Origin of the sequence: Nocardioides sp. WS12 (assembly GCF_014108865.1) — a bacterium.
Classification (GTDB): Bacteria; Actinomycetota; Actinomycetes; order Propionibacteriales; family Nocardioidaceae; genus Nocardioides.
This window is the reverse complement of the sequence record NZ_CP053928.1, coordinates 3699175-3721993: the sequence shown is the minus strand read 5'-3', so window position 1 is coordinate 3721993 and position 22819 is coordinate 3699175. Positions and strand designations below refer to the sequence as shown.

18 protein-coding genes are annotated in these 22819 nt (G+C 69.0%); 14 read left to right on the top strand and 4 right to left on the bottom strand.

Annotated elements, in window-relative coordinates; all coding sequences use genetic code 11:
* Nucleotides 1-6: 6 nt before the first annotated feature.
* The 6 genes from HRC28_RS18005 (at nucleotide 7) to HRC28_RS17980 (ending at nucleotide 7699) form a co-directional block, all read left to right on the top strand.
* Nucleotides 7-3000 carry a bifunctional [glutamine synthetase] adenylyltransferase/[glutamine synthetase]-adenylyl-L-tyrosine phosphorylase gene (locus HRC28_RS18005; protein WP_182376814.1) on the top strand — a complete coding sequence of 998 codons (2994 nt, stop codon included), beginning with the start codon at nucleotides 7-9 and terminating at the stop codon, nucleotides 2998-3000.
* A gap of 159 nt (nucleotides 3001-3159) precedes the next feature.
* Nucleotides 3160-3708: a manganese efflux pump MntP family protein gene (locus HRC28_RS18000; protein WP_182376813.1), complete on the top strand. Its 549-nt coding sequence runs from the start codon at nucleotides 3160-3162 to the stop codon at nucleotides 3706-3708.
* Between the two features lie 29 nt (nucleotides 3709-3737).
* On the top strand, nucleotides 3738-4775 hold the full coding sequence (locus tag HRC28_RS17995; RefSeq protein ID WP_182376812.1) for an iron chelate uptake ABC transporter family permease subunit: 1038 nt from the start codon (nucleotides 3738-3740) through the stop codon (nucleotides 4773-4775).
* Nucleotides 4772-5812: an iron chelate uptake ABC transporter family permease subunit gene (locus HRC28_RS17990; RefSeq protein WP_182376811.1), complete on the top strand. Its 1041-nt coding sequence runs from the start codon at nucleotides 4772-4774 to the stop codon at nucleotides 5810-5812. The genes HRC28_RS17995 and HRC28_RS17990 overlap by 4 nt, the downstream gene beginning before the upstream one ends.
* A complete protein-coding gene (locus tag HRC28_RS17985; protein ID WP_182376810.1) occupies nucleotides 5809-6612 on the top strand; it encodes an ABC transporter ATP-binding protein in 804 nt (267 codons plus the stop codon). Before HRC28_RS17990 ends, HRC28_RS17985 begins: the two co-directional genes overlap by 4 nt.
* Nucleotides 6613-6661: 49 nt before the next feature.
* Complete coding sequence (locus HRC28_RS17980; protein ID WP_182376809.1) at nucleotides 6662-7699, top strand: ABC transporter substrate-binding protein; 1038 nt, start codon at nucleotides 6662-6664, stop codon at nucleotides 7697-7699.
* A gap of 122 nt (nucleotides 7700-7821) precedes the next feature.
* On the opposite strand, the gene HRC28_RS17975 is transcribed toward HRC28_RS17980, so the two are convergent.
* Complete coding sequence (locus HRC28_RS17975; protein ID WP_202033107.1) at nucleotides 7822-8040, bottom strand: hypothetical protein; 219 nt, start codon at nucleotides 8038-8040, stop codon at nucleotides 7822-7824.
* Entirely contained in the window at nucleotides 8040-9479 is a 1440-nt protein-coding gene (locus HRC28_RS17970; protein WP_182376808.1) for a glycosyltransferase family 2 protein, read from the bottom strand. Before HRC28_RS17970 ends, HRC28_RS17975 begins: the two co-directional genes overlap by 1 nt.
* Nucleotides 9480-9704: 225 nt before the next feature.
* Between HRC28_RS17970 and HRC28_RS17965 the strand changes: the two genes are divergently transcribed.
* Nucleotides 9705-11747 (top strand): EAL domain-containing protein, encoded by a 2043-nt coding sequence (locus HRC28_RS17965; RefSeq protein ID WP_182376807.1) that lies wholly within the window; start codon nucleotides 9705-9707, stop codon nucleotides 11745-11747.
* A 56-nt stretch (nucleotides 11748-11803) separates the two neighbouring features.
* Here HRC28_RS17965 and HRC28_RS17960 read toward each other — a convergent pair whose 3' ends face one another.
* Entirely contained in the window at nucleotides 11804-13678 is a 1875-nt protein-coding gene (locus HRC28_RS17960) for a diguanylate cyclase (RefSeq protein ID WP_202033106.1), read from the bottom strand.
* Nucleotides 13679-13787: 109 nt separating this feature from the next.
* Between HRC28_RS17960 and HRC28_RS17955 the strand changes: the two genes are divergently transcribed.
* From HRC28_RS17955 to HRC28_RS17940, 4 genes are read left to right on the top strand one after another with little or no spacing between them, the layout of a single operon-like run.
* Nucleotides 13788-16112 (top strand): molybdopterin cofactor-binding domain-containing protein, encoded by a 2325-nt coding sequence (locus HRC28_RS17955; protein ID WP_182376806.1) that lies wholly within the window; start codon nucleotides 13788-13790, stop codon nucleotides 16110-16112.
* 7 nt (nucleotides 16113-16119) lie between these two features.
* Complete coding sequence (locus HRC28_RS17950; RefSeq protein ID WP_182376805.1) at nucleotides 16120-16602, top strand: (2Fe-2S)-binding protein; 483 nt, start codon at nucleotides 16120-16122, stop codon at nucleotides 16600-16602.
* A gap of 26 nt (nucleotides 16603-16628) precedes the next feature.
* Nucleotides 16629-18128: an SDR family NAD(P)-dependent oxidoreductase gene (locus tag HRC28_RS17945; RefSeq protein WP_202033105.1), complete on the top strand. Its 1500-nt coding sequence runs from the start codon at nucleotides 16629-16631 to the stop codon at nucleotides 18126-18128.
* Nucleotides 18129-18153: 25 nt separating this feature from the next.
* The gene (locus HRC28_RS17940; RefSeq protein WP_182376804.1) at nucleotides 18154-18633 is read left to right on the top strand and encodes a YbjN domain-containing protein; all 480 of its coding nucleotides are present in this window, start codon (nucleotides 18154-18156) and stop codon (nucleotides 18631-18633) included.
* Between the two features lie 13 nt (nucleotides 18634-18646).
* Here HRC28_RS17940 and HRC28_RS17935 read toward each other — a convergent pair whose 3' ends face one another.
* Nucleotides 18647-19654 carry an AraC family transcriptional regulator gene (locus tag HRC28_RS17935; protein WP_182376803.1) on the bottom strand — a complete coding sequence of 336 codons (1008 nt, stop codon included), beginning with the start codon at nucleotides 19652-19654 and terminating at the stop codon, nucleotides 18647-18649.
* Nucleotides 19655-19796: 142 nt separating this feature from the next.
* On the opposite strand from HRC28_RS17935, the gene HRC28_RS17930 reads away from it, so the two are divergent.
* The 3 genes from HRC28_RS17930 to HRC28_RS17920 are packed head-to-tail and all read left to right on the top strand — an operon-like array spanning nucleotide 19797 to nucleotide 22811.
* Complete coding sequence (locus tag HRC28_RS17930) at nucleotides 19797-20780, top strand: quinone oxidoreductase (protein ID WP_182376802.1); 984 nt, start codon at nucleotides 19797-19799, stop codon at nucleotides 20778-20780.
* A gap of 32 nt (nucleotides 20781-20812) precedes the next feature.
* Nucleotides 20813-21715, top strand: coding sequence for a TauD/TfdA family dioxygenase (locus tag HRC28_RS17925; protein WP_182376801.1), 903 nt, complete (start codon nucleotides 20813-20815; stop codon nucleotides 21713-21715).
* A 46-nt stretch (nucleotides 21716-21761) separates the two neighbouring features.
* On the top strand, nucleotides 21762-22811 hold the full coding sequence (locus tag HRC28_RS17920; protein WP_182376800.1) for a 3-keto-5-aminohexanoate cleavage protein: 1050 nt from the start codon (nucleotides 21762-21764) through the stop codon (nucleotides 22809-22811).
* Nucleotides 22812-22819 lie beyond the last annotated feature (8 nt).

Genomic DNA, 22819 nt, shown 5'->3' with positions numbered 1-22819 from the left:
GGTTCCGTGACGCCGGCCGACCTTCGACGGACCACCCGCAGCGACCTGCTGCGGCTGGGGTTCGTCGAACTCGACCGCGCCGTCACGGAACTCGAGGAGCTCGGGGCGGGTGGGGTGGACCTGCTCGCGTTCCTCGGTCAGACGGCCGACCCGGACGCGGCACTGACCGCGCTGTGTCGGCTGGCGGCCGCTGTCGACGATCGCGAGGCGCTGCTGACCGCCCTTCGCGACGACGAGGGTACGGCGATGCGCCTGCTCTGCGTGCTCGGCGCGAGCACCGCCCTGGCGGATCACCTGTGCCAGCATCCCGAGCAGTGGCGCGAGCTCACCGATCCGGATCTCGGGTCGACCCGCCCGGCGGCGTGGGCAATGCGGGCGTCACTGCTGGCGGCGGTCGGCGCCGATGCCGCGGACGCCTCGCCGGTCGCGACGGCACCTGATCACGAGGCGATCGACGCGCTGCGCGTCGAGTACCGCCGCCAGTTGCTGCGCCTGGCTTCCCGGGACCTGGCCCACCACCTGGGTGTTGACGACGCGGCGGCCGAACTCTCGGACCTCGCTGCGGGAACGCTCGACGCAGCGCTCGCCGTCGCGCGCCAGCGGGTCGGTCCCGAGTCCGCCACCGTGCGGCTCGCGGTGATCGCGATGGGCAAGTGCGGTGGCCACGAACTGAACTACGTCTCCGACGTCGACGTGATCTTCCTCCACGAGCCGGCCGACCCCGATGCGGACGGGGCCATCGTGTCGGCCGCCGGGAAGATCGCGTCCCGCCTCGCGGCCCAGTTGATGCAGGTCTGCTCGCAGCACACGGCCGAGGGCACCATCTGGCCGGTCGACGCCGCCCTGCGGCCGGAGGGCAAGGCGGGCCCGTTGAGCCGGACCCTCGCCAGTCACCAGAGCTATTATGAGCGCTGGGCCGAGCAGTGGGAGTTCCAGGCGCTGCTCAAGGCCCGGCCGGTCGCCGGGGACCTCGCCCTGGGCCGCGCCTTCGTCGACATGGTCGCTCCGATGGTGTGGTCGGCGGCCGACCGGGAGGGCTTCGTGGATGCAGCCCGCGCCATGCGTCGACGGGTCCTGGAACACATCCCCGCGAAGGAAGCCGATCGCCAGCTCAAGCTCGGTTCCGGTGGCCTGCGCGACGTCGAGTTCGCGGTCCAGTTGCTGCAACTCGTCCACGGGCGCGCCGACGAGCGGATCCGGCCGTCCACCACGCTGAGCGCCCTGGCCGAGTTGAGCCGCGGTGGCTACGTCGGCCGGGAGGACGGTGAGGCGCTCCATCGCGCCTACGGCTTCCTCCGCCAGTTGGAGCACCGCATCCAGCTCTACCGGATGCAGCGCACGCACGTCGTACCCTCCGACGCGCCGTCGATGCGGCGCCTCGGGCGCAGCCTGGGCTTCCTCAAGGAGTCCGAGAAGAGGCTCGACGACACCTGGCAGGACTACCGCCGCGAGGTCAGTCGGCTGCACCAGAAGATCTTCTACCGGCCGCTGCTCAGCGCCGTTGCCAGGATCGGCTCCGACGAGGTCCGCCTGTCCTCGGAAGCGGCGGGGGCGCGGCTCGCGGCCTTGGGGTACGCCGACCCGCAGGCAGCGCTGCGCAACCTGGAAGCGCTCACGTCCGGTGTCAGTCGGACCTCCGCGATCCAGCGCACCCTGCTGCCCGCGATGCTGCAGTGGTTCGCGGAGTGCCCGGATCCCGATGGGGGACTGTTCGGCTTTCGGCGGATCAGCGAGGAGCTCGGGCGGACTCCGTGGTACCTCTCCACGCTCCGCGACGAGGGCGAGGTCGCCGAGCGACTGGCGCACCTGCTGGCGACCTCCCGCTACTGCACCGACCTGCTCGAGCGCGAGCCGGCCGGGGTGCGCCTGCTCGCGGGCGACCTCCGGCCGCTGGGCTCGGACGCCCTCACCGAGGAGATGCTCGCGAGCGCTCGTCGCCAGGAGGGGGAGAAGGCGGTCCGTGCCGTGCGCGCCGTACGACGACGCGAACTGTTGCGCATCGCGGCCGGTGACGTGCTCGGGCTGGTCACCGTCGACGAGGTCGGCTTCGCGCTCTCCCGACTGACCGACGCGACGTTGGGGGCGACCCTCGAGGTCGCCGGCCAGACCGTCCGGCGCCAGCGCCACCTCGAGGACGCGCCGACCCGGATCGCGATCATCGCGATGGGCCGATACGGCGGTTTCGAGCTGTCCTACGGCAGCGACGCCGACGTCCTCTTCGTGCACGATCCGGTCGAGGGGGTCGACGCCCACGAGGCCGGTACCTACGCCCGTGCCGTTGCCGAAGAGGTACGACGAGCGCTGGGCGCGCCAGGTCCCGACCCCGCGCTCGTGGTCGACGCCGACCTGCGCCCCGAAGGACGCCAGGGGCCGCTGGTCCGGACCCTCGATTCCTACGCGGCGTACTACGCGAAGTGGTCGCACGTGTGGGAGGCGCAGGCGCTGCTCCGCGCGGACGCCGTGGTGGGTGACGCCGACCTGCGCGCGCGCTTCACGGCGCTGATCGACCCGTTGCGCTACCCCGAAGGGGGCCTGAGCGATGACGACATCGTGGAGGTCCGCCGGATCAAGGGGCGGGTGGACAAGGAGCGGTTGCCGCGTGGCGCCGACCCGACCCTGCACTTCAAGCTCGGCCGCGGGGGACTGGCCGACATCGAGTGGACGGTGCAGTTGCTGCAACTGCGGTACGGCGCCCGCGTCGAGGGCTTGCGCACCGCGCAGACCCTGGCCGCGCTGACGGCGGCTGCCGACGCCGACCTGCTCACCCACGAGGACGCCGAGACCCTCGCGACCTCGTGGCGGATGGCCTCGCGGGTGCGCAACGGACTGCTCCTCGCTCGCGGCCGCGCGGGCGACCAGTTCCCTCGCGCGACGATCGAGAGGCGCGCGACGGCGGGGATCCTGGGCTATCAACTGGACGAAACGGACCGGGTTCTGGACGACTATCTGCGGATCACGCGCAGGGCCCGCGCGGTGGTGGATCGGGTCTTCTGGGAGTGAGTTGAAACCGGGATGCGGTCCTGCCCCAGATGGCCCAAGCGAACCATTGGTATGACATGATGGACGGCGTCGGGCCGCGACCGACCCCCCCAGAGGTCGCGGCCCGGCGCCTCGCTTTTTGGCGGACTGAGGCCGCTCGCTCATGGAACGGAATCGTCAGTGACCACCCTCGAACTCGTCATCCTTGCCTTTGCCCTGGCCATGGATGCGGTCGCTGTGTCGCTCGCCGAGGGGCTCCAGTTGCGCCGCCCCCGGTGGCGCGACGCCCTGTTGATGGCCGGCATGTTCGGGCTGTTCCAGGCGCTGATGCCGGTGCTCGGCTGGGTGCTGGCGTTCTGGTTCGCCGACGCCGTCGAGACCGCGACTCCGTGGATCGCGTTCGGTCTGCTGAGCCTGATCGGCGCGAAGATGCTGTGGGAGTCGTTCGGGGATGACGCGGACGAGCACACGACTCCGACCGTGACCGTGCGTTCGGTGCTGCCGCTGGCCATCGCCACGTCGATCGACGCCGCGGCCGTCGGTGTCACCTTCGGCGTCCTCGAGGTCAACGTCCTGCTGGCTGTCGTACTGATCGGCGTCATCACGTTCGCTCTCGCGCTGGCCGCGGTGTTCATCGGCGCCCGGGTGGGGGAGCGACTCGGTCGCTGGGCAACCCTGGCCGGTGGCCTGATCCTGATCGGGATCGGTGTGCGCATCCTGCTTTCCTGACGGTCCACCCCGTGTGGGAAACTTAGGTTATGCATACCTTGGATGAGGCCGCGGCGCTGGCTCCGGAGCGTGCGCTGGTCACGTCCGGATCCACCTCGCGTGCGCTGATCCTCGTGGGTGCGCTGGTGCTGGTCCTGTTCGGCGTCGTCCTGAGCCTGGCGCTGGGGGTGCGTGAGGTCGCCATCGGTGAGTCCTGGCGGGCACTGACCGATCCGGTCGCCGGCAACGTGGACCACGCGGTGATTCGCGGGCAGCGGGTGCCGCGCACGATCATCGCGTTGCTGGCCGGTACTGCCCTCGGACTGGCCGGCGTCCTCGCCCAGGGGATCACCCGGAACCCGCTGGCCGACCCCGGCCTGCTCGGGCTCAACGCCGGCGCCGCCCTGGGCATCGTCGTCGCCGCGACGGCGTTCGGCGTCATCTCTCCGGTCGGTGCCGTGTGGTTCGCCTTCCTCGGTGCGGCGATCGCTGCGATCACGGTCTTCGCCATCGGCCACGGCCGTCCGGTGCAACTGGCGCTCGCCGGCGCGACGTTGACGGCGCTGCTCACCCCCATCTCGAACCTCGTGCTGTTCCGCGACATCGACGCCTTCAACAGCCTCCGGTTCTGGGCGGTCGGCGCCCTCAACGGACGCGACCTGGCCGCGGTCGAAGTGCTGTGGCCGTTCATTGCCGCGGGTGCCGCCATCGGGTTGTTCTCGGCGCACCGTCTCAACGGCCTGGCGCTCGGCGACGACGTTGCCGCCGCCCTGGGCCAGAGCGTGGGCACCACTCGCGCGATCGCCGGACTGGCCATCATCTGCCTCGCCGGTACGGCGACCGCCCTGGCTGGCCCGATCGCCCTCGTCGGTCTCGCGGTCCCGCATGCGGCTCGTCGCCTCGTCGGCACGGACTATCGCTGGATCGTTCCGCTGTGCGCCCTTCTGGGGCCGGTCATGCTGCTGACCGCCGACATCATCGGCCGCCTGGTCAAGGCCGACGAACTCGAGGCGGGGGTCGTGGCCGCCCTCATCGGAGCGCCTGTCCTGATCGCCGTGGCCCGCGGTCGACGGGTGGCCGGCCTGTGACCGCCACCCTCGAACTCGGCACGATCACCCGCATCCGTCGTCGGCACCGCCTGCGCACCCTCGTGGTCGTCGCGGTCGGTGCGGGCCTGTGCCTCGGCCTGCTGCTGATCACCTTCGGGCTCGGCGCGGCGGGTGTGCCGCCGGAGCGCTCCTTCCCGGCCTTGTTCGGGGTGGGGGACCGGTTCGACCTGCTCGTCGTCCAGGACCTGCGCCTGCCGCGTGGACTGGCCGCGATCATCGCCGGCGTCGCGTTCGGCCTGGCAGGCGCGCTGTTCCAGTCGACGCTGCGCAACAACCTCGCCAGCCCTGACATCCTCGGCATCTCCGGTGGCGCCTCGCTCGGTGCGGTCACCGCAGTGGTCGGGTACGGCGCTGCCGGTGTCACCGTGAACCTCGCCGCCGGAGCCGGTGCGCTGGCCGCCGCAGTGGCGATCTGGGTGCTGGCCTGGCGCAACGGCCTGCACGGCATTCGCTTCGTTCTCGTCGGCGTCGGCATCGCCTATCTCTGCGGCTCCCTGATCTCCTGGCGCCTCGCGGAAGCCGATGAGCGCGAGGGCGGGACCGTGCTGCTGTGGACCATCGGCAGCGTGGCCGACGTCCGGGACGGGACGCTCGGCACCCTCGCCGTAGGCGTCGCGGCGTTGGTCCTGCTGACCGTGCCGATTGCCCGGCACCAGCGGGCGCTGGCCCTCGGCGACGAGCACGCGCAAGGACTCGGCCTCGGGCCGACGCGGTCGCGCGTCCTGGCCTTGCTGATCGGTGTCGCCCTGGTGGCGCTGGCCACGGCCGTGGCGGGTCCGATTGCGTTCGTTGCGCTGGTCGCTCCCGCGATCGCGCGGCGCCTGGTCGACGACGGCGGCCCCGCGCTGGTCGCGTCCGCCGTCGTCGGTGGAGCGCTGACGATGCTCTCGGACGTCGTGGGCCAGTACTACCTCCCTGGCGGACTCACTGCCCCGGTCGGCATCGTGACCGGGCTCGTCGGCGCGCCGTACCTGCTGTGGCTGTTGGCCCGAAGCGATCGAAAGGCGACCTCATGAGCACTGCCATCACCGCCGAGGGTGTGTCCCTCGGCTACAAGGGTCACCCAGTCATCGAGGGCCTGGACCTCGAGCTGCCGCCGGGCAAGGTGACCGCGATCGTCGGCCCCAACGCCTGCGGCAAGTCGACGCTGCTGCGCGGCCTGGCGCGGTTGCACCCGCTCTCGGGCGGAAGGGTCAGCATCGATGGCAAGGACATCGGTGCGCTGTCGCGTCGTGACCTGGCCCGTCTGGTGGGCGTCCTGCCCCAGACGTCGATCGCGCCCGACGGTGTCCGGGTTGCAGAGCTCGTCGGGCGCGGCCGGTTCCCGCACCAGGGCTGGTTCGGTCGGCACAGCAGCGACGACGACGCCGTCGTGATGAGGTCGCTGGAGGCAACCGGCCTGGCCGACCTGGCCGATCGGCGGCTCGAGGAGCTGTCCGGTGGGCAGCGCCAGCGCGTGTGGATCGCCATGGTGCTCGCCCAGGAGACTGACGCCGTCCTGCTCGACGAGCCGACGACGTACCTCGACGTCACCCACCAGCTCGAGCTGCTCGACCTGCTCAGCGACCTGAACGAGGAGCGCGGCACGACCGTGGTGATGGTGCTGCACGAGCTCAACCACGCCGCGCGGTACGCCGACCACATGGTCGTGATGTCCGGCGGCCGGATCGCCGCGCAGGGAGCGCCGGGCGACGTCCTGACCGTCGACTCCGTGCGTGAGGCGTTCGGTCTCGACGCCGAGGTGATCGCTGATCCCGTGACCGGGGGACCCCTCGTCGTGCCCAAGGGCCGGACCCGACGTGGCGTGCTCATTTAGTTAGGTTAGGCTTTCCTCATTCCAACCCCGAGAGATTGAGGAGAGACACGTGCGTACACGTGCCTTCCGCCGGACCACTGCGCTCGTCGCAGGTCTGGCAACCGTGCTGGCTCTGGCTGCCTGCGGCCAGGAGAGCGACGACAAGGACTCCGGCACCACCACGCTGGACGTCACCGACTCGTTCCCGATCACCATCGAGCACGCCTTCGGCAAGACCGAGATCAAGGACGAGCCGAAGCGGGTCGCGACCTGGGGCTGGGGCTCCACCGAGGCGGCCATCGCCTCCGGCGTCTACCCCGTCGCGATCGCCGAGCAGCTCTGGACCGTCGGCAAGGGCAACCTCCTCCCGTGGGTCGAGGAGGCGTACGACGCCAAGGGCGTCGACCACCCGACGCTGCTCCCCGACGACGGCTCGGGCGCGACCGTGCCCTACGACGAGTTCATCGCCGCAAAGCCCGACCTGATCCTGGCGCCGTACTCCGGCATTACCGAGGACCAGTTCAAGAAGCTCAACGAGATCGCCCCGACGGTCGCCTACCCCGAGGCCGCCTGGACGACGACGTGGCAGGACACCATCAAGATCACCGCGAAGGCGCTGGGGCGTAGCGCACACGGCGACACGATCCTGGGCGACATCGACACCTTCCTGGCCGACGAGGCCAAGAAGCACCCGGAGTTCGACGGCAAGAAGATCGCCGCTCTCTACCCCGCACCGAGCACCCTCTCGCTCTACACCGAACTCGACCCGCGCCTGGCGATCCTGACGAAGCTCGGCTTCGACGTCGCGCCGAGCGTTGCGAAGCTGGACACCTCCAAGGGTGGCTTCTACTTCGACATGAGCTACGAGAAGGTCGACGAGATCGACGCCGACGTCGTCGTGACGTACTTCGACGACGACACGCAGGCTGCCGCCTTCCTCAAGGACCAGAAGGCGCTCGCCATCCCCGCCGTCAAGGACGGTGGCGTTGCCCAGGTTGTCGGCCGGACGCGGATCTCGGCGGTCTCCCCGCCGACCGCGCTGAGCTTCCAGTGGGCCGGTGGCATGCCCGAGCTGATCAAGCTGCTCGCGGAGGCTTCCGCCAAGTAGTCGCCGTCGCTGGTTGAGGTGCGAGCGAAGCGAGCCTCGAAACCCGAGCGAACCCACGTGAAGTGGGCCGGAGGTTTCGAGGCTCGTCGCTGGTGCTCCTCGCACCTCAACCACCGGAGCGGTCAGCTCGGGGCGTCGGGGTAGATGCTCCGGGTCTCGGCGCGGGCGTAATTCCGCGGCAGGTAGTCGCCGAAGTAGATCTTCGGCATCGCCTTGGCGACGGTGAGGGCGACGTAGATGACGGTGTTGATCGCCACGAACGCCGCGAGGATCGCGAACGGGTGCGAACGCACGAGCGCCTCGGGGAACAGGATTCCCAGGGGGGAGAGCAGGGCGTTCATCAGACCTCCACCGCTCGGTGCGTCGGGGTCTGGACGACGGAGCCCCAGCTGGCTGCGCGACCGAGCGACATGTCGATGATCCCCTTGAGATAGACGAGGTCGAGGAACAGTGCGTAGGCCAGCTCCGGGAAGAGCGTTGCGGCGAGGACGCGGGCGCGCCACCCGCCCGGCCACACGGTGATGATCCGCTCGATGGTGAAGATCATCCCGGTGCCGAGCCAGAACGGGAACCACACCCAGGAGTCGAACGACAGGGTCATCAGCACCATCATCAGCAGGTAGGACATCAACGCGATGACGCCGTACCCGATGCCGAGTTGCTGGGCCCAGTAGCGGAATGTCGCGGGCCGCATCCCGTATTCGCCGAGGTTCTCCAGGGCGCCGCGCTGCCACCGCAGGCGCTGGACCCACAGGCCGCGCCAGGTGGGCATCACCTCGGTCACGACGGTGCAGTCAGCCGGAGAGATGACCAGCCCACCGAGGGTCTTCAGGGCGAGGGTGATCTCGTTGTCCTCGGTCAGCACGAGAGTGTCGTAGACGTCGCCGGGCACGCCCGGCAGCATCTGACCGCGTTCTGCGGCAACGGTGCGCAACGCGCGCGGACGGAACACGGTGGCGGTTCCGGTGAGGACGAAGACCCGGCCGCGGCGGCGGCGGAGGTCGCGGCCGTACCGGAGGTACTCGTTGCGCTGGAACTGACCGATCAGGCCCTTGCCGTCCTCGCCGTAGAACAGGCCGCCGATGGCCATCAGGCCTCGGTCCCCGGTCATCCGGCGAACAACTGCTTCCAGGAAGCCGGCGTCGAGGGAGGTGTCCGCGTCCATCACCATGACGAGGTCGTTCTCACCCTGGTCGGGAAGCACCCGGGCCAGTGCCTGGTTCAGGGCTCCGGCCTTCTTGTGCACGTTGCCCTGGCTCTCGAACACGTCCGCGCCGGCTCGGCGGGCGAGGGCGACGGTGTCATCGGTGCAGTTGTCGGCGACCACGATCACGCGCTGCGGCCGATAGGACTGTGCGAACAGCGCGGCCAGCGTGCCCGTGATGGCTTGCTCCTCGTTGTGAGCGGGGACCAGGACCGTGAGGGTGACCTCTCCGTGGAACTGGCCACGGGTCTCGGCCATCACGTGGCGAGGGGAAAGGGGGAGGCGTCGGCCGTCGTCGCTGCGGCGCGCCCGGTTGGCGATCCGGCGCTCGAGGAGCGCGACGCCGGCGGCAAAGAGCAGTGCCAGGCCGGCCGCGGCCGCGAGGGTCGAAACGCTGGGGACCTCCGTGTCGTAGAGCAGGTGCCAGGCGCCCAGGACGAGGCCGTCCTTGGGTTCGGCGGTCCCGCTGGCGGTGTCCGAAACCGACCACCACAGCAGGCCGGCCCCAGCGGCAGCGGTGCCGAAGATCAGCGCGCCGACGGCGCGCTGCAGTACGTGTGTCCCGGATTTCTCCATGTCAGGGACCCTAGGACGCCGCGTCCCTCGCTCGCGGGGCTTCCACGCGACCCTGACCGATCGCTGAGGAATCCGGGACCGAGGTCCCAACTTGCTTTGCCCGGCGCGTCGTCGGCCGATGGGACAGTCAGGCTGATGGGTGTCGACGGGATGCCCTGGCCGGACGATACGGAGTAGTGATGGGTTCCCGAGCCGAGGAAACTGCGCCGACGACCTGGATCCACCGTGACTGACCGGCTGCGGCTGGTCATCGACGCCGCGCCCAGTGCCATGATCGTGGTCAACGGCGCCGGGCAGGTGGTCGTGGCCAATTCCGAGGCTGAGCGGTCCTTCGGCTACACGCACGACGAGTTGCTCGCACTGCGGGTCGAGGACCTGATTCCGAGCCGCTTCCGGGGGCACCACGACGCGAAGCGCGAGGCCTACTTCGTGCACCCCGACCGACGGGGCATGGGCGTGGGTCGTGAGCTGTTCGGCCTGCGCAAGGACGGCACCGAGATGCCGGTCGAGATCGGGCTCAACCCGATCGAGATCGATGACGAACGATTCGTTCTGGCATCGATCATCGACATCACCGAGCGGCTCCGCGGCCAGGCCGCCGAGAACGCCGCCCGGGATGACGTCCTGCGCCGCTCGATCCTGGACACGATTCCGTTCTGCATCATCGCCACCGATGCCCAGGGGCAGGTGGTGACGGCGAACCCTGCCGCCGAGTCTCTTCTCGGGTACCGCCAGGAGGAACTCGTCGGGCGCAGCATCACCGAGATCGATGCCGTCGAGCGCGCCCGTTACAGCGACGGGACACCTGCGCTGAGCCGCGTCGACGGCGACGAGGGTGAGTGGACCTACCGGCACAAGGACGGACGCACGATCCCGGTCTGCGAGGCCATTGTTCCGCTGGAGGGTGACGGCGGATTCATCCTGGTGTCCTATGACATCGCGCACCGGATCGAGGCGCGCGAGCGGGTTGAGCACATGGCCACCCACGACGGGCTGACCAACCTGCCGAACCGGTCACTCCTGTTGCGCCATCTCGACCACGCCTTCGAGGCTGTCGGCGAGGCCCAGGGGCAGGTGGCCCTGTTGCTGCTGGACCTGGACCACTTCAAGCGCGTCAACGACTCGCTCGGCCATCACATCGGTGACGAGTTGTTGGTCGTGATCGCCGAGCGCCTGCTGATGTGTGTCCGCAACGACGACATGGTGGCGCGCCTCGGTGGCGACGAGTTCGTCGTCGTCATGCACGATCTCGACCCGGGTGCCGACCTCGACCAGCGCCTCGATGAGTTGCTGAAGGCCGTCGTCGTGCCGGTCGTCGTCCACGGGTACGAGCTCGCCGTGACGGTGAGCATCGGTGCCACGCTCTACCCGGCCGATGGGGATGATCCAGCCTCGCTGCTGAAGCATGCCGACATTGCGATGTACGCCGCCAAGTCGACCGGCCGCAACCGTGTCAGATGGTTCGAGCACCGGATGCTGGACGACAACAACGGCAAACTGTCGCTCTCTGCCGCGTTGCGCCAGGCCATTGACCAGGATGAGCTCTCGCTCGCGTACCAGCCCCAGGTCGATCTCGCGTCCGGCCTGGTGGTCGGCGTCGAGGCCCTGGCTCGTTGGAACAGTCCCTCGCTGGGGCCGGTCCCGCCAGATCAGTTCATCCCCGTTGCCGAGGACGGGGGCATGATCGCCGAGCTCGGCGACTGGGCACTCCGAACCGCCTGCACGGCGCTGGCCCAGGTGCAGGCAGAGCTCGGTCGTCCCCTCCGGCTGGCCGTCAACGTCTCTCCTCGCCAGCTGCGCGGGGAGGCGTGGTTGTCCGAGATCGCCGACGCGCTCGAGGCCTCGGGCCTCGAGCCCAAGCAGCTCGAGGTGGAGATCACCGAGGGCATCCTGATCGAGGACCACGGCGACGTCGTTGCCATGCTGGACTCACTGCGATCCCTCGGGGTCTCGATCGTGGTGGACGACTTCGGTTGCGGCTACAGCAGCCTTGCGTACCTGACGAAGTTCCCGATCGACAAGATCAAGATCGACCGGTCATTCGTCCAGGAGATCACGTCACCGCACGACGAAGCGGCGATTGTCGACGCGATCATCGTGATGGCGCATGCCCTCGGCATGGCCGTGGTCGCGGAGGGCGTCGAGACCGAGATCCAGGAGACCTACCTCCGCGAGCGCGGTTGCGACGAAGTGCAGGGCTACCGCTACAGCCCCGGAGTACCGGTGGCCGACGTGGTGCGGATCGCCCAGCAGGTCGGCTGTTCCTGAGCGCCGGCTCAGACGAGCCGAAGATCAGACGAGCCGAAGATCAGACGAGCGCCGGCTCAGACGAGCGGTAGCGCTGCCTCGTCCAGGGTGATGCGATCCTTGCCGCCCTGCTTGGACTGGTACATCAGGTGATCGGCACGCTTCAGCAGCGTCGTGGAGGTGCATCCGCGCTCGGCGAGCGCGACCCCGATGCTGCCGGTGATGCCGTTGAACTCGTTGCCGGACTCGAGCGGATAGGGCTGGCCGACAGCGAACCGGATCCGCTCGGCGAGTGCCTCAAGGTCTCCGGGGTTCGCGACACCGAGGCACAGTACGGCGAACTCGTCGCCGCCGACCCGTGCGACGGTGTCATCGGGGCGGACCACGCTGCGGATGCGTTCCGCGACGCCGATCAACACCCGGTCGCCCTCGCTGTGGCCCCACGTGTCGTTGACCAACTTGAAGCCGTCGAGGTCGAGGAAGATGAGCCCGACCCGCGCGGCCTGCTTGCTGGTGAGCGCCTCTTCGGCGCGATTGGTCAGCAGTGTGCGGTTCGCGAGCCCGGTGAGTGGGTCGTGCAGTGCGAGATGGTGGAGTTCGGCTTCGGCACGCTTGCGTGCCGTGATGTCCGTCGCGATCCCGATGTAGCCGGTGGGGACGCCGTCGACGAACCGCATTGCGCTCACGGTCAGGCTGACGGACAGCCGGGTCCCGTCGCGGCGGATGTAGGTCCACTCACGCTCGTCCGCCGACCCCGGCCGCACATCGTGGACGAAGACGTCGAAACCGGGTTCGATACCGAGCTCCTCGGCCCGGGCGACGACCTCCTGCGGATCGTGGACGTCCGCCGGGCTGCGACCGAGCATCTCGGCACTGGTCCACCCGAGCATGTGTTCGGCGCCGACGTTGAAGACGGTGATCACGCCGTCAGGGTCAGTGCCGATGATGGAGAGCTCCGACGCTGCATCCAGGACGGCTGCCAGCAGGTCGGCCTCCTCGCTGGCCTGACGTCGTGCGGCCTCGAACTGCACGATCAGGCGATTCCGGGAGTCGCGGAAGAGCGCCAGGGCCAGCACCACCAGGATGAGGCTGCCGACCATGCCCTGCGCCAGCAGTGCTTGCTGGTGAGACTCGATGCCCTGCAGGGCTCCGCGGTCGAGCAGGGTGGCCCAGACGATGGACGTGCCGGATGCACCGATGAACAGCATTCCGACTGTCGTCGTGTAACGGAGCGACACCCACATGGCCGGAAGCATGATGGCGAAGGCGGTGGGCAGTCCGGGGTTGAACCAGAACACCCGCGCGAAGATCGCGACGGAGACGGCGATGCACCCGACAGCTTCCAGCAACTGTGCGGGTGAGGGGTGGGGCCACTCCCAGCGGACCTCCTTGAAGTGCAGCACCAATGCCAGGCCGGCAAGCGCCGCGACCGCGTTGCGAACAGCGAACAGCACGAAGGTCAGCACCGGGTCGCCCTCGTCAGCGTGGGCGAAGTAGGCCACGGCGAGGGCGGCGGAGACGAGGCTGCCGGCGCTGACGGCCACGACGACTCGGCGCAGGTCCGTCGGGTCGCGCAGGGCGACCGGGCGGCCGCCGTACTGAAGGACGACGGCGGTGATGGCTGCCAGCGCGACGTTGACCACCGCGAACCAGAGCGCGAGGCCGGTGCTGCCACCTGTGGCCAGGTTGACGAGACACGTCAGGACAGCGAGGAGAACCCAGTGGGCTGCCATGGCGGCGGGACCCAGGGTCAGGGCATGCAGACCCCACACGACGGCGACGGCGGCCGCGGGCCAGATCAACGAGACCTCGCTGCCCTCCACCCGGGTGGCACGCCCCGCGAAGGTGGCCAGGGCGTACGCGACGCCGAAGCCCGTCGCGGGCATCGTTGCCCGAGCGAGGCGTCCGGCCACGGCCTGCTCCAGTTCTGTCTGCGGGTGTGCCTGTCCCATCGACACGAAGCGGTGCGATCGGAGGATTTTCCCGCACGATCTGGCTGGACCGTTGACCAATCGTTGTCGGTCGTGTTGCAGTGATGGTCGTCACATCTCGGGGGACATCATGGGGAATGAAGAAGCGCGGGAGCCTGCCGCGAAGTTGAGCCGACGCTCATTCGTCGGGTACGTCGTCGGTGGCACCAGCCTGATGGTGATGGCCGATCTGACGCTCGGAGCAAGTCCAGCGAGCGCGATTCCCATCCCGTCGCTGCCGCAGATCCCGGAGGTCTACGACCTCAACGACTTCCTGGTGCACTGCACCCTGCCGACGTCCAACCTGATCGCGATCCACGTCGACGAGAACGGCGACGCGCACTTCGCCCTGCCGAGGATGGAGGTCGGCCAGGGCATCACCACGGCCATCGCCATGCTGATCGCCGAGGAGCTCGACCTGCCGATCGAACGGGTGCACGTCACGCTCGCTCCGGCCCGGCCGGAGCTCTTGTTCAACCAGCTCACCGGTGGATCGAACACGATCATCTCGATGTACACCCCCGTCCGGGTGGCGGCCGCCGTCGCACGCAAGGCGCTCGTCGAGGCAGCCGCGATCCAGCTCGGCGCGCTGGCGACGACGCTGGTCACCAAGGCCGGCGTGATCACGGCACCCGGCGGTGGCTCGGTGACCTACGGCGAGGTGGCCACGAGTGCTGCGTCGCCGACGACCAAGCAGGTCCGGGTCCGGCTCAAGACTGCCGGCGCGCGAACCCTGGTCGGCACGCCGCAGGGGCGCATCGACGCGCTGGACGCCGTGACCGGCCGCAAGCAGTTCGCGATGGACCTCGACGTACCGGACGCGTTGCCGACGATGGTCTGCCGCGCTCCTGACCTCAACGGCACCGCGAAGTCGATCCGCAACCAGGCTGACGTCGTCGCGATGCCCGGCGTCACGCATGTCGCGATCATCGCGACCGGCGTCGCGGTCCGCGCACAGACGTTCGGCCAGTGCATCGATGCCATCCGGGCTCTCGACGTGGAGTGGAGCGCCGGCCCGGTCGCCGGCAAGTCGTCCGCCGACATCCTCAAGGAGTTGCGGGCCGCTCAGCTGCCGCTGGTGGTGCCCAAGATTGGTGCGGCGTCGCTCGACGGCGACTTCGTCTTCCACTTCCGTAGTGGCTCGGCGCTCGAGCCGAACTGCGCCATCGCCGATGTCCGCGCCGACTCCGCGACCATCTGGGCCGGGCTCAAGTCGCCGATCACCGCACAGGGCCTGATCGCCAAGGAGTTGGCCCTGCCCCAACGCAAGGTCACCGTCAACGTCGTCCAGGGCGGCGGTTCCTTCGGTCGGAAGCTGTTCAGCGACGCCGCGATCGAGGCCGCGCGGGCATCGAAGGCATTCGGTGCGCCGGTGAAGTTGATGTGGCACCGCGCCGACGAACCGCGCCAGGGCCGGGTGCACCCGATGGCGGTCTCCCGGATCCGCGCGACGGTGCTGGCGGGGAGCGTGATCAGCTTCGAGCAGCGGCACACCGCGGTGCCCACCGATTTCCGGCACGGCCTCGGCGAGCGGATCACTGCGGAGGTGGCGGCGCTGCCGACCGGGCTGGGCAACCTCGGGTTCTCCGAGACGGTGTTCCTGCTGACCCAGGAGTTGCCCTACAACTTCGGTGTCATCACCCAGTTGCTCAACGAGCCCAAGCCGGCGCCCGACCGGTTCAACACCAGTTCGGTGCGCAACATCTACTCGCCCGACGTCGCTACGGCGAACGAGCTGATGGTCGACCAGCTCGCGGCGCGGCTCAAGCAGGACCCGGTCGCCTTCCGCCGTACACATCTCAAGAGCCGCGTCGTGAAGAGGGTGCTGAATCGGGCCGCGGAACTGGGCAACTGGGGCAAGGCGATGCCGGCGGGCACGGCTCAGGGGATCGCGATCCACAAGGAGTACAAGGGCGCGACCGCTGTGCTGGTCGAGATCGACTGTCGACCGGAGACCGTCAACCGCAAGGTCAGGGACGCCGTCACCGGGCCCCGCATCACGAAGGCGATCGTCGTGATCGACGCGGGTGTCGTCATCAATCCCGCCGGCATCAAGGCCCAGATGATGGGCGGCTTCATGGACGGCATGGCGCAGACCCTGACGTACAGCAACCATCTCGTCGACGGACATTTCCTGGAAGCGAGCTGGGACAACTCGGCGTACACGCGCCAGTGGAACACCCCGTTCGACTTCCAGTGCGAGGTCCTCGAGTCCGAGAGCAAGGAGCCCGGTGGGGTGGGTGAGGCCGGTGTCGCCGCGTCGATGGCTGCCGTCGCCTGTGCGTACGCCCGGGCCACCGGGAAGATGCCGACCGAGTTCCCCATCAACTTCGGGGCGCCTCTCCACTTCGAGCCGAAGTCCTTCGTCCCCTCCGTCCCGCAGTCGCCGACCGACGGCCTCTCCCACACGTTCTGAGGTCCTGATGCCCACCCACACCTTCCAGCTCAACGGCGAGACCGTGACGGTCGACGTCGAGGACGACGTCCGCATCCTCTGGGTACTGCGCGACATCCTCGGTGTTACCGGTCCGAAGTACGGCTGCGGCATCAACGTGTGCAAGGCCTGCACCTCGCACATCAACGGCAAGGCGTTCAACCCGTGTTCGGTGCCGGTCGACGCGATCGGGCCGGACGACGAGATCACCACGATCGAGGGCCTGGCCGACACGGCGGACGGCGACGGCCTGCACCCGATGCAGGAGGCCTGGCTGGAGCACGACGTCGCGCAGTGCGGCTACTGCCAGCCGGGCCAGATCATGACCGCGGTGGCCCTGGTCAACAAGGTGCGGGAGGAGGGCCGAGCGATCACCGAGGACGACCTCGACGCGATCCGGAACGTGTGCCGGTGCGGGACCTACTCCCGGATCCGGGACGCAGTGCGCACGGGCGCCGAGATGATGGGCTGAGACAGCCCGGACCGTACGATTCGCCGGTGGAACGGATCGACCCCGACGAACTCGCCATCACTGTCAAGGTGCTCAAGCAACTTCACCAGTTGCCGCCGGAGCACGAGGACGTGACGACGGTCAAGCGCGCGGCGTCGCACATGTACAAGGCCCTCAAGCAGACCCGTCGCCTGCTGAAGCGGGAGGCCGAGGCGGCTGCGGATCGGGCCGTCATCGAGGCCACCGCGACCGGTTCAGCGATGCGGATCGACGACGAGACCGCCGGTATCCCGCTGGTCTCGACCGCGAAGGGTGCGTTCGCCGGCGAGTTGCTGAAGGCCCGCGGCTGCTACATCTGCAAGCAGGACTTCACCCTGGTCGACGCGTTCTACCACTGGCTGTGCCCCGAGTGCGCGGCGATGAGTCACGCCAAGCGCGACCAGCGCGCCGACCTCACCGGCAAGCGCGCGCTGCTGACCGGTGGGCGGGCGAAGATCGGCATGTACATCGCGCTGCGCCTGCTCCGCGACGGTGCGCACACCACGATCACGACCCGGTTCCCGAAGGACGCCGTACGACGGTTTGCCTCGATGGAGGACGCGGACGACTGGCTGCACCGGCTGAAGGTCGTGGGCATCGACCTGCGCGACCCCACCCAGGTGATCGCCCTGACCGAGGACGTCGCGGCCGATGGCCCGCTGGACATCCTGATCAACAACGCCTGCCAGACGGTACGACGGTCGCCGGGCTCCTACTCCCACCTGGTCGAGGGCGAACTCGCCCCGGTCCAGGCGCCGTTGGGCCGCGAGTTGCCGGAGATGGTCACCTTCGACCGGATCTCCGAGGCGCACCCCGCGGCCATTGCTGGAGCTCTGGCGGCGCATCCGCTGCCGCACCACGACGGCGTGAACGATGGTCTCGACAGGCTCGACCAGCGGGCGACCTCCGCGGCCGCGATGACCTCGCTGGCCCTGTCGGCCGGACACGCTTCTCTCGAACGGCACCTCGCCGGTACCGCGGTCGACGCAGGTGGCCTGCTACCGGACACCCAGACCAACAACTCCTGGACCCAGGTCGTCGACGAGGTCGACCCGCTGGAGTTGCTCGAGGTGCAGTTCTGCAACTCGATCGCGCCGTTCCTGCTGGTGTCGCGTCTTCGGCCCTCGATGCGTGCGGCGGTGGCCGCGGGTGCCCGTCGGGCCTACGTCGTGAACGTGTCGGCGATGGAGGGCCAGTTCTCCCGCCGTTACAAGGGTCCCGGCCACCCGCACACCAACATGGCCAAGGCGGCGCTGAACATGATGACCCGCACCAGCGCGGGGGAGATGTTCGAGACCGACCAGATCCTGATGACGGCCGTCGACACCGGCTGGATCACCGACGAGCGCCCCCACCAGGAGAAGCTGCGGATCGCCGCCGAGGGCTGGCACGCGCCGCTCGACCTGGTGGATGGTGCCGCGCGGGTCTACGACCCGATCGTGCGGGGCGAGGCCGGCGAGGACATGTTCGGCTGCTTCGTGAAGGACTACAAGCCGTCCCCTTGGTGAACCGCGAAGTCGGTAGGGTCGCTGCATGAGCCGCGACATGGTCGACGCGTACGTCGAGCGCCTGCTGGAGGAGTTCACGGGCAACGAGTCCCTGACCCGCGACGACCAGGGCGGGTTTCCGTTCCGCTACAAGGACTGTGCCTACACGGTGCGCGTCGTGGGTCCGGACGACCGGCCCGCGGTGCGGGTCTGGTCGATCACGGTCACCGAGGTCGAGAAGACGCCGGAACTGCTCGACTTCCTCAACGACATCAACCAGCGGTTGCTGCACGCCCGGGTCTACTGGACCGAGAAGGCCGTCGTCTTCGAGGACGCGGTCACCGGCCTCGCGCTCAACAAGGGCACCCTCGAGGCGTCCCTGACCGACGTGATGGAGGCCAGCAACTTCTTCGCCCAGCAACTGGTGGAGAAGTTCGGCGGCCAGCTGACCGTGGAACCTGCTCAGTCCGAAGGGGCCAAGGACCCGTCCGCCGAGCCGGCCGCCGGCGACGGGATGTACCTCTGACGCCGTCCGGCTGTCAGCCCTGTCGCTGGTGCTGTTGCCAGTCGCGTGGCGACGCGTCGTACTGCTGGCGGAACCAGCGGGAGAAGGCGCTGGGTGCGGCGAACCCGAGGCGTTGCGAGATCTCGGTGAGGCTGTAGCGCGAGCTGGCGAGATAGCGCTCCGCGAGCCGGCCGCGGGTGAGGTGGAGCATCGAGGTGAAGGTCTCGTCGTGCGCGGCGAGGTGGCGGTGCAGCGTGCGTCGGTCGACGCCGAGGGTGCGGGCGACCTGGTCGACCGAGGCGCGCCCCATGGGCAGCAGCAACTCCAGTCGTTCGCGGACCTGGTCGGCGGTGGTCTGTGGCCGGCCGGGCCGCAAGGAGCCGAGGATCTGCTGGGCATAGGGACGCAGGGCCGGGTCCGATTCGGCGTTCGGTCGGTCGAGATCGGCCGAGGGCAGCACGATCCCGTCGAAGCCGTGGTCGAAGGTGCATCGGTCTCCGAACAGCCGCTCGTGCGTGCCGAGGTCCGCGGGTGCGGCGTGGCGGAAGCAGACCGACAGCGGCTGCCAGTCGACCCCGAGGAAGGTGCGCAGGATGCCGATCAGGGTGGCGGTCGCGAGGTCCAGTGCCTGCTCGACGGGGGCGGGTTGCCCGATCTCCAGGCGTAGCCGGATGGTCGCGAGGCCGCTCGACTCGGCCAGTTCGAGATGGAGCGCCTCGTTGTAGCTGCGTTCGTAGCGGAGCAGCAGGCCGACGGCCGAGCGCACGTCTGGCTCCTCCCGGAGCACCACGCTGAGGGGACCGAGCGTCGACAGGCGGCGGCGCTCGGAAAGCAGCAGACCGACGTCGCTGCGCCCGGTCTGCTCGGCCGTGAGGGCCAGCAACCGCGTGACGCCGAGGGCCGGGATCCACGTGTCCGCGGTCGCAAGGGCGGCGATGTCGAGCCCGGCATCGGCCACCAGTTGCGGCGCATCGACGCCGAGCGAGGTCGCCAGATCGACGTACCCGTGGAGCGAAGCGGCGCGCACCTCAGCCAGCTGCATGTGACGGGCCTCTCGTTGGTGTCCCGAAAAGATAAGAGATCTGTCCCAATCCGTAAAGCGCTGACCTGAAATGGTGCCTAGCGTTGCCTGCATCACACCAGACGGGCACCAGGCCCGGCACGTAGCGAAAGAGGGCAGAGCGATGGCCAAGGGCATCCGCTTCCATGAAACCGGTGGACCGGAGGTTCTCCGCTGGGAGGAGCTCGAAGTCGGCGAGCCGGGCCCCGGCGAGATCCGCATCCGGCACCACGCGGTCGGCCTCAACTTCGCGGACACGTACTTCCGGACCGGCTACTACCCGGCACCGCTGCCGAACGGCATGGGCGTCGAAGCGGCAGGAGTCATCGAAGCCGTCGGTGCCGGCGTCACCGACTTCGCCGTGGGCGATCGGGTGACCTACACGGGCAGCCCCCTGGGCGCCTACAGCACCGCGCGGGTGATGGACACGGTGGCGCTGATCAAGCTCCCCGACAACATCGACTTCGACACCGCGGCTGCGATGACGATGCGCGGGCTCACGTCGGCGTACCTGCTCCGTCGGATCGCGCCGGGCCTGAAGGCCGGCGACACCGTCCTGCTGCACGCCGCTGCGGGTGGTGTCGGCCAGATCTTCAGCCAGTGGGCTCGCGAGCTCGGGATCAACGTCATCGGTTCGGTCTCGACCGACGAGAAGGCAGAGATCGCCCGGGCACACGGCTGCACCCACACGATCGTCTACACCCGCGAGGACGTGGCCTCCCGGGTTCGCGAGATCACCAACGGCGTTGGCGTACCGGTCGTCTTCGACAGCATCGGTGAGCGCACGTACGAACAGTCCCTGGACTCCCTCGCGCGTCGCGGCCTGCTCGTCTGCTTCGGCACGGCGTCCGGCCCGATCCCGCCGATCGACGCCCTGCAACTGGCGATCAAGGGCTCGCTCTTCGTGACGCGACCTGCCCTCGCCGACTACATCGTCGACCCGGCCGAGCGCGCCGAACTGGCCGCCGAGCTCTTCGACCTCGTCGGCTCCGGCCGGATCAAGGTCGAGATCAACCAGCGCTACTCCCTCGAGGATGCCGCGCACGCCCACGCAGAGCTGGAGACGGGCCGCAGCGTCGGCTCCTCGGTCTTCAGCCTCGAGAACTGACCCACCGTCGAGCACGTCGAGAGGACATCGCCATGACCATCACCGCTGACACCAAGGCGACCGTCGGCCGCGTTCAGCACGGATCGATCGCCGTGCTGCCGCTGACGGCCAGCATCGGCGCGGAGCTGACCCATGTCAGCCTCGCCGAGGCATCGCGGGACGCGGACCTGTTCGCCGAGATCCAGACCCTCCTGCTGCGCTACAAGGTGCTGTTCTTCCGGGACCAGGACCTGACCCGCGCCGAACACGTCGCGCTCGCGGAGCGGTTCGGACCGCTCGAGGACCACCCCGTCGCGGGCAGCGACCCCGAGCATCCGGGGCTGGTCCAGATCTACAAGGACCTGGACAGCCCGGCCGAGCAGTACGAGAACGCCTTCCACTGCGACGCGACCTGGCGCGAGTGCCCCCCGATGGGTTCGGTGCTCCGTTGCGTCGAGACGCCCGAGGTCGGCGGCGACACGATCTGGGTCAACATGGTCGAGGCGTACGAGCGCCTGCCCCAGCACGTCAAGGACCAGATCGCCGATCTGCAGGCGAGCCACAGCATCGAGTCGACGTTCGGCGCTGCCATGCCGGCCGAGCAGCGCCTGGCGCTCAAGGAGCGCTTCCCCGACGCCGAGCACCCGGTCGTCCGCACCCACCCGGAAACGGGGGAGCAGGTGCTCTTCGTCAACGCCTTCACCACCCACTTCGTGAACTTCCACAACGCCGAGCGGGTGCGCTTCGGCCACGACTACAGCCCGGGCGCCAGCGAACTCCTCAACTACCTGATCCGCCAGGCGTCGGTGCCCGAGTACGCCGTCCGCTGGCGCTGGACCGCCAACAGCGTGGCGATCTGGGACAACCGCTCGACCCAGCACTACGCCGTCCAGGACTACTGGCCGGCCGTTCGCAAGATGGACCGCGCCGGCATCGTCGGCGACCGGCCCTTCTGACCTGCCGCCTCCCCACCACCCTCATCCCACTGTCAGGAGAACCGACATGTACTTCCACGACGACTCCCTGTTCCCCGAGAACCAGGAAAAGCTGATCATCACGGCGGCGCCGTACGGACCCGAATGGGAGCCCGCGGACTTCCCCGAGGACCTGCCGCTCACCATGGACCAGCACGTGCAGCAGGCCGTGGACTGCTGGAACGCCGGAGCCACGGTGCTGCACATCCACGTCCGTGAACTCGACGGCAAGGGCTCCAAGCGGCTCTCGCAGTTCAACGAACTGCTGGCCCGGCTGCGTGTGGCCGTTCCGGAGATGATCCTGCAGGTCGGTGGATCGATCTCGTTCGCTCCCGAGGGCGAGGGCGAGGCCAAGTGGCTCGAGGACGAGGCGCGGCACCTGCTGGCGAACCTCGACCCGGCCCCCGACCAGGTCACCATCGCCATCAACACGAACCAGATGAACATCATGGAGTTGATGACCGACGACGACACCCGCGGTACGTCGCTGGCGCGTCCCGAACTCGTCAAGGCCTACCAGGAGATGGTCGTGCCGGCCGGGCCCGAGTGGGTCGCCGAGCACCTGCGTCGACTCACCGCCAACGGCATCCAGCCGCACTTCCAGCTCGCGAACACCGCCCAGCTCGAGACCGTCGAGCGGCTGATCCGGCGCGGCGTCTACAAGGGTCCGCTCAACGTCACGTGGGTCGGCATCGGTGGTGGCTTCGACGGCCCCAACCCGGCCAACATGATGGAGTTCATCCGCCGCGTGCCGGACGGCGCGAACCTCACGCTCGAGACGCTGATGCGCAGCGTGCTCCCTGTCAGCACTATGGCGATCGCGCTCGGCCTGCACACGCGGGTCGGCAACGAGGACACGATCTGGGGGCGTCGCCGCGAAAAGATGACGTCGGTCCAGCAGATCGAGCAGTTGGTGCGCATCGCCAACGAGCTGGACCGCCCGGTCGCCACCGGCAAGGACGCGCGCGAGATGTACAAGCTCGGCGAGACCTACGGCTCCGCCGACGAGACGCTGGCCAAGCTCGGCTACGCGCCCAACCGCAAGCCCGGCCAGGTCGGCTTCACCTTCCACTCCTGAGCATCCGC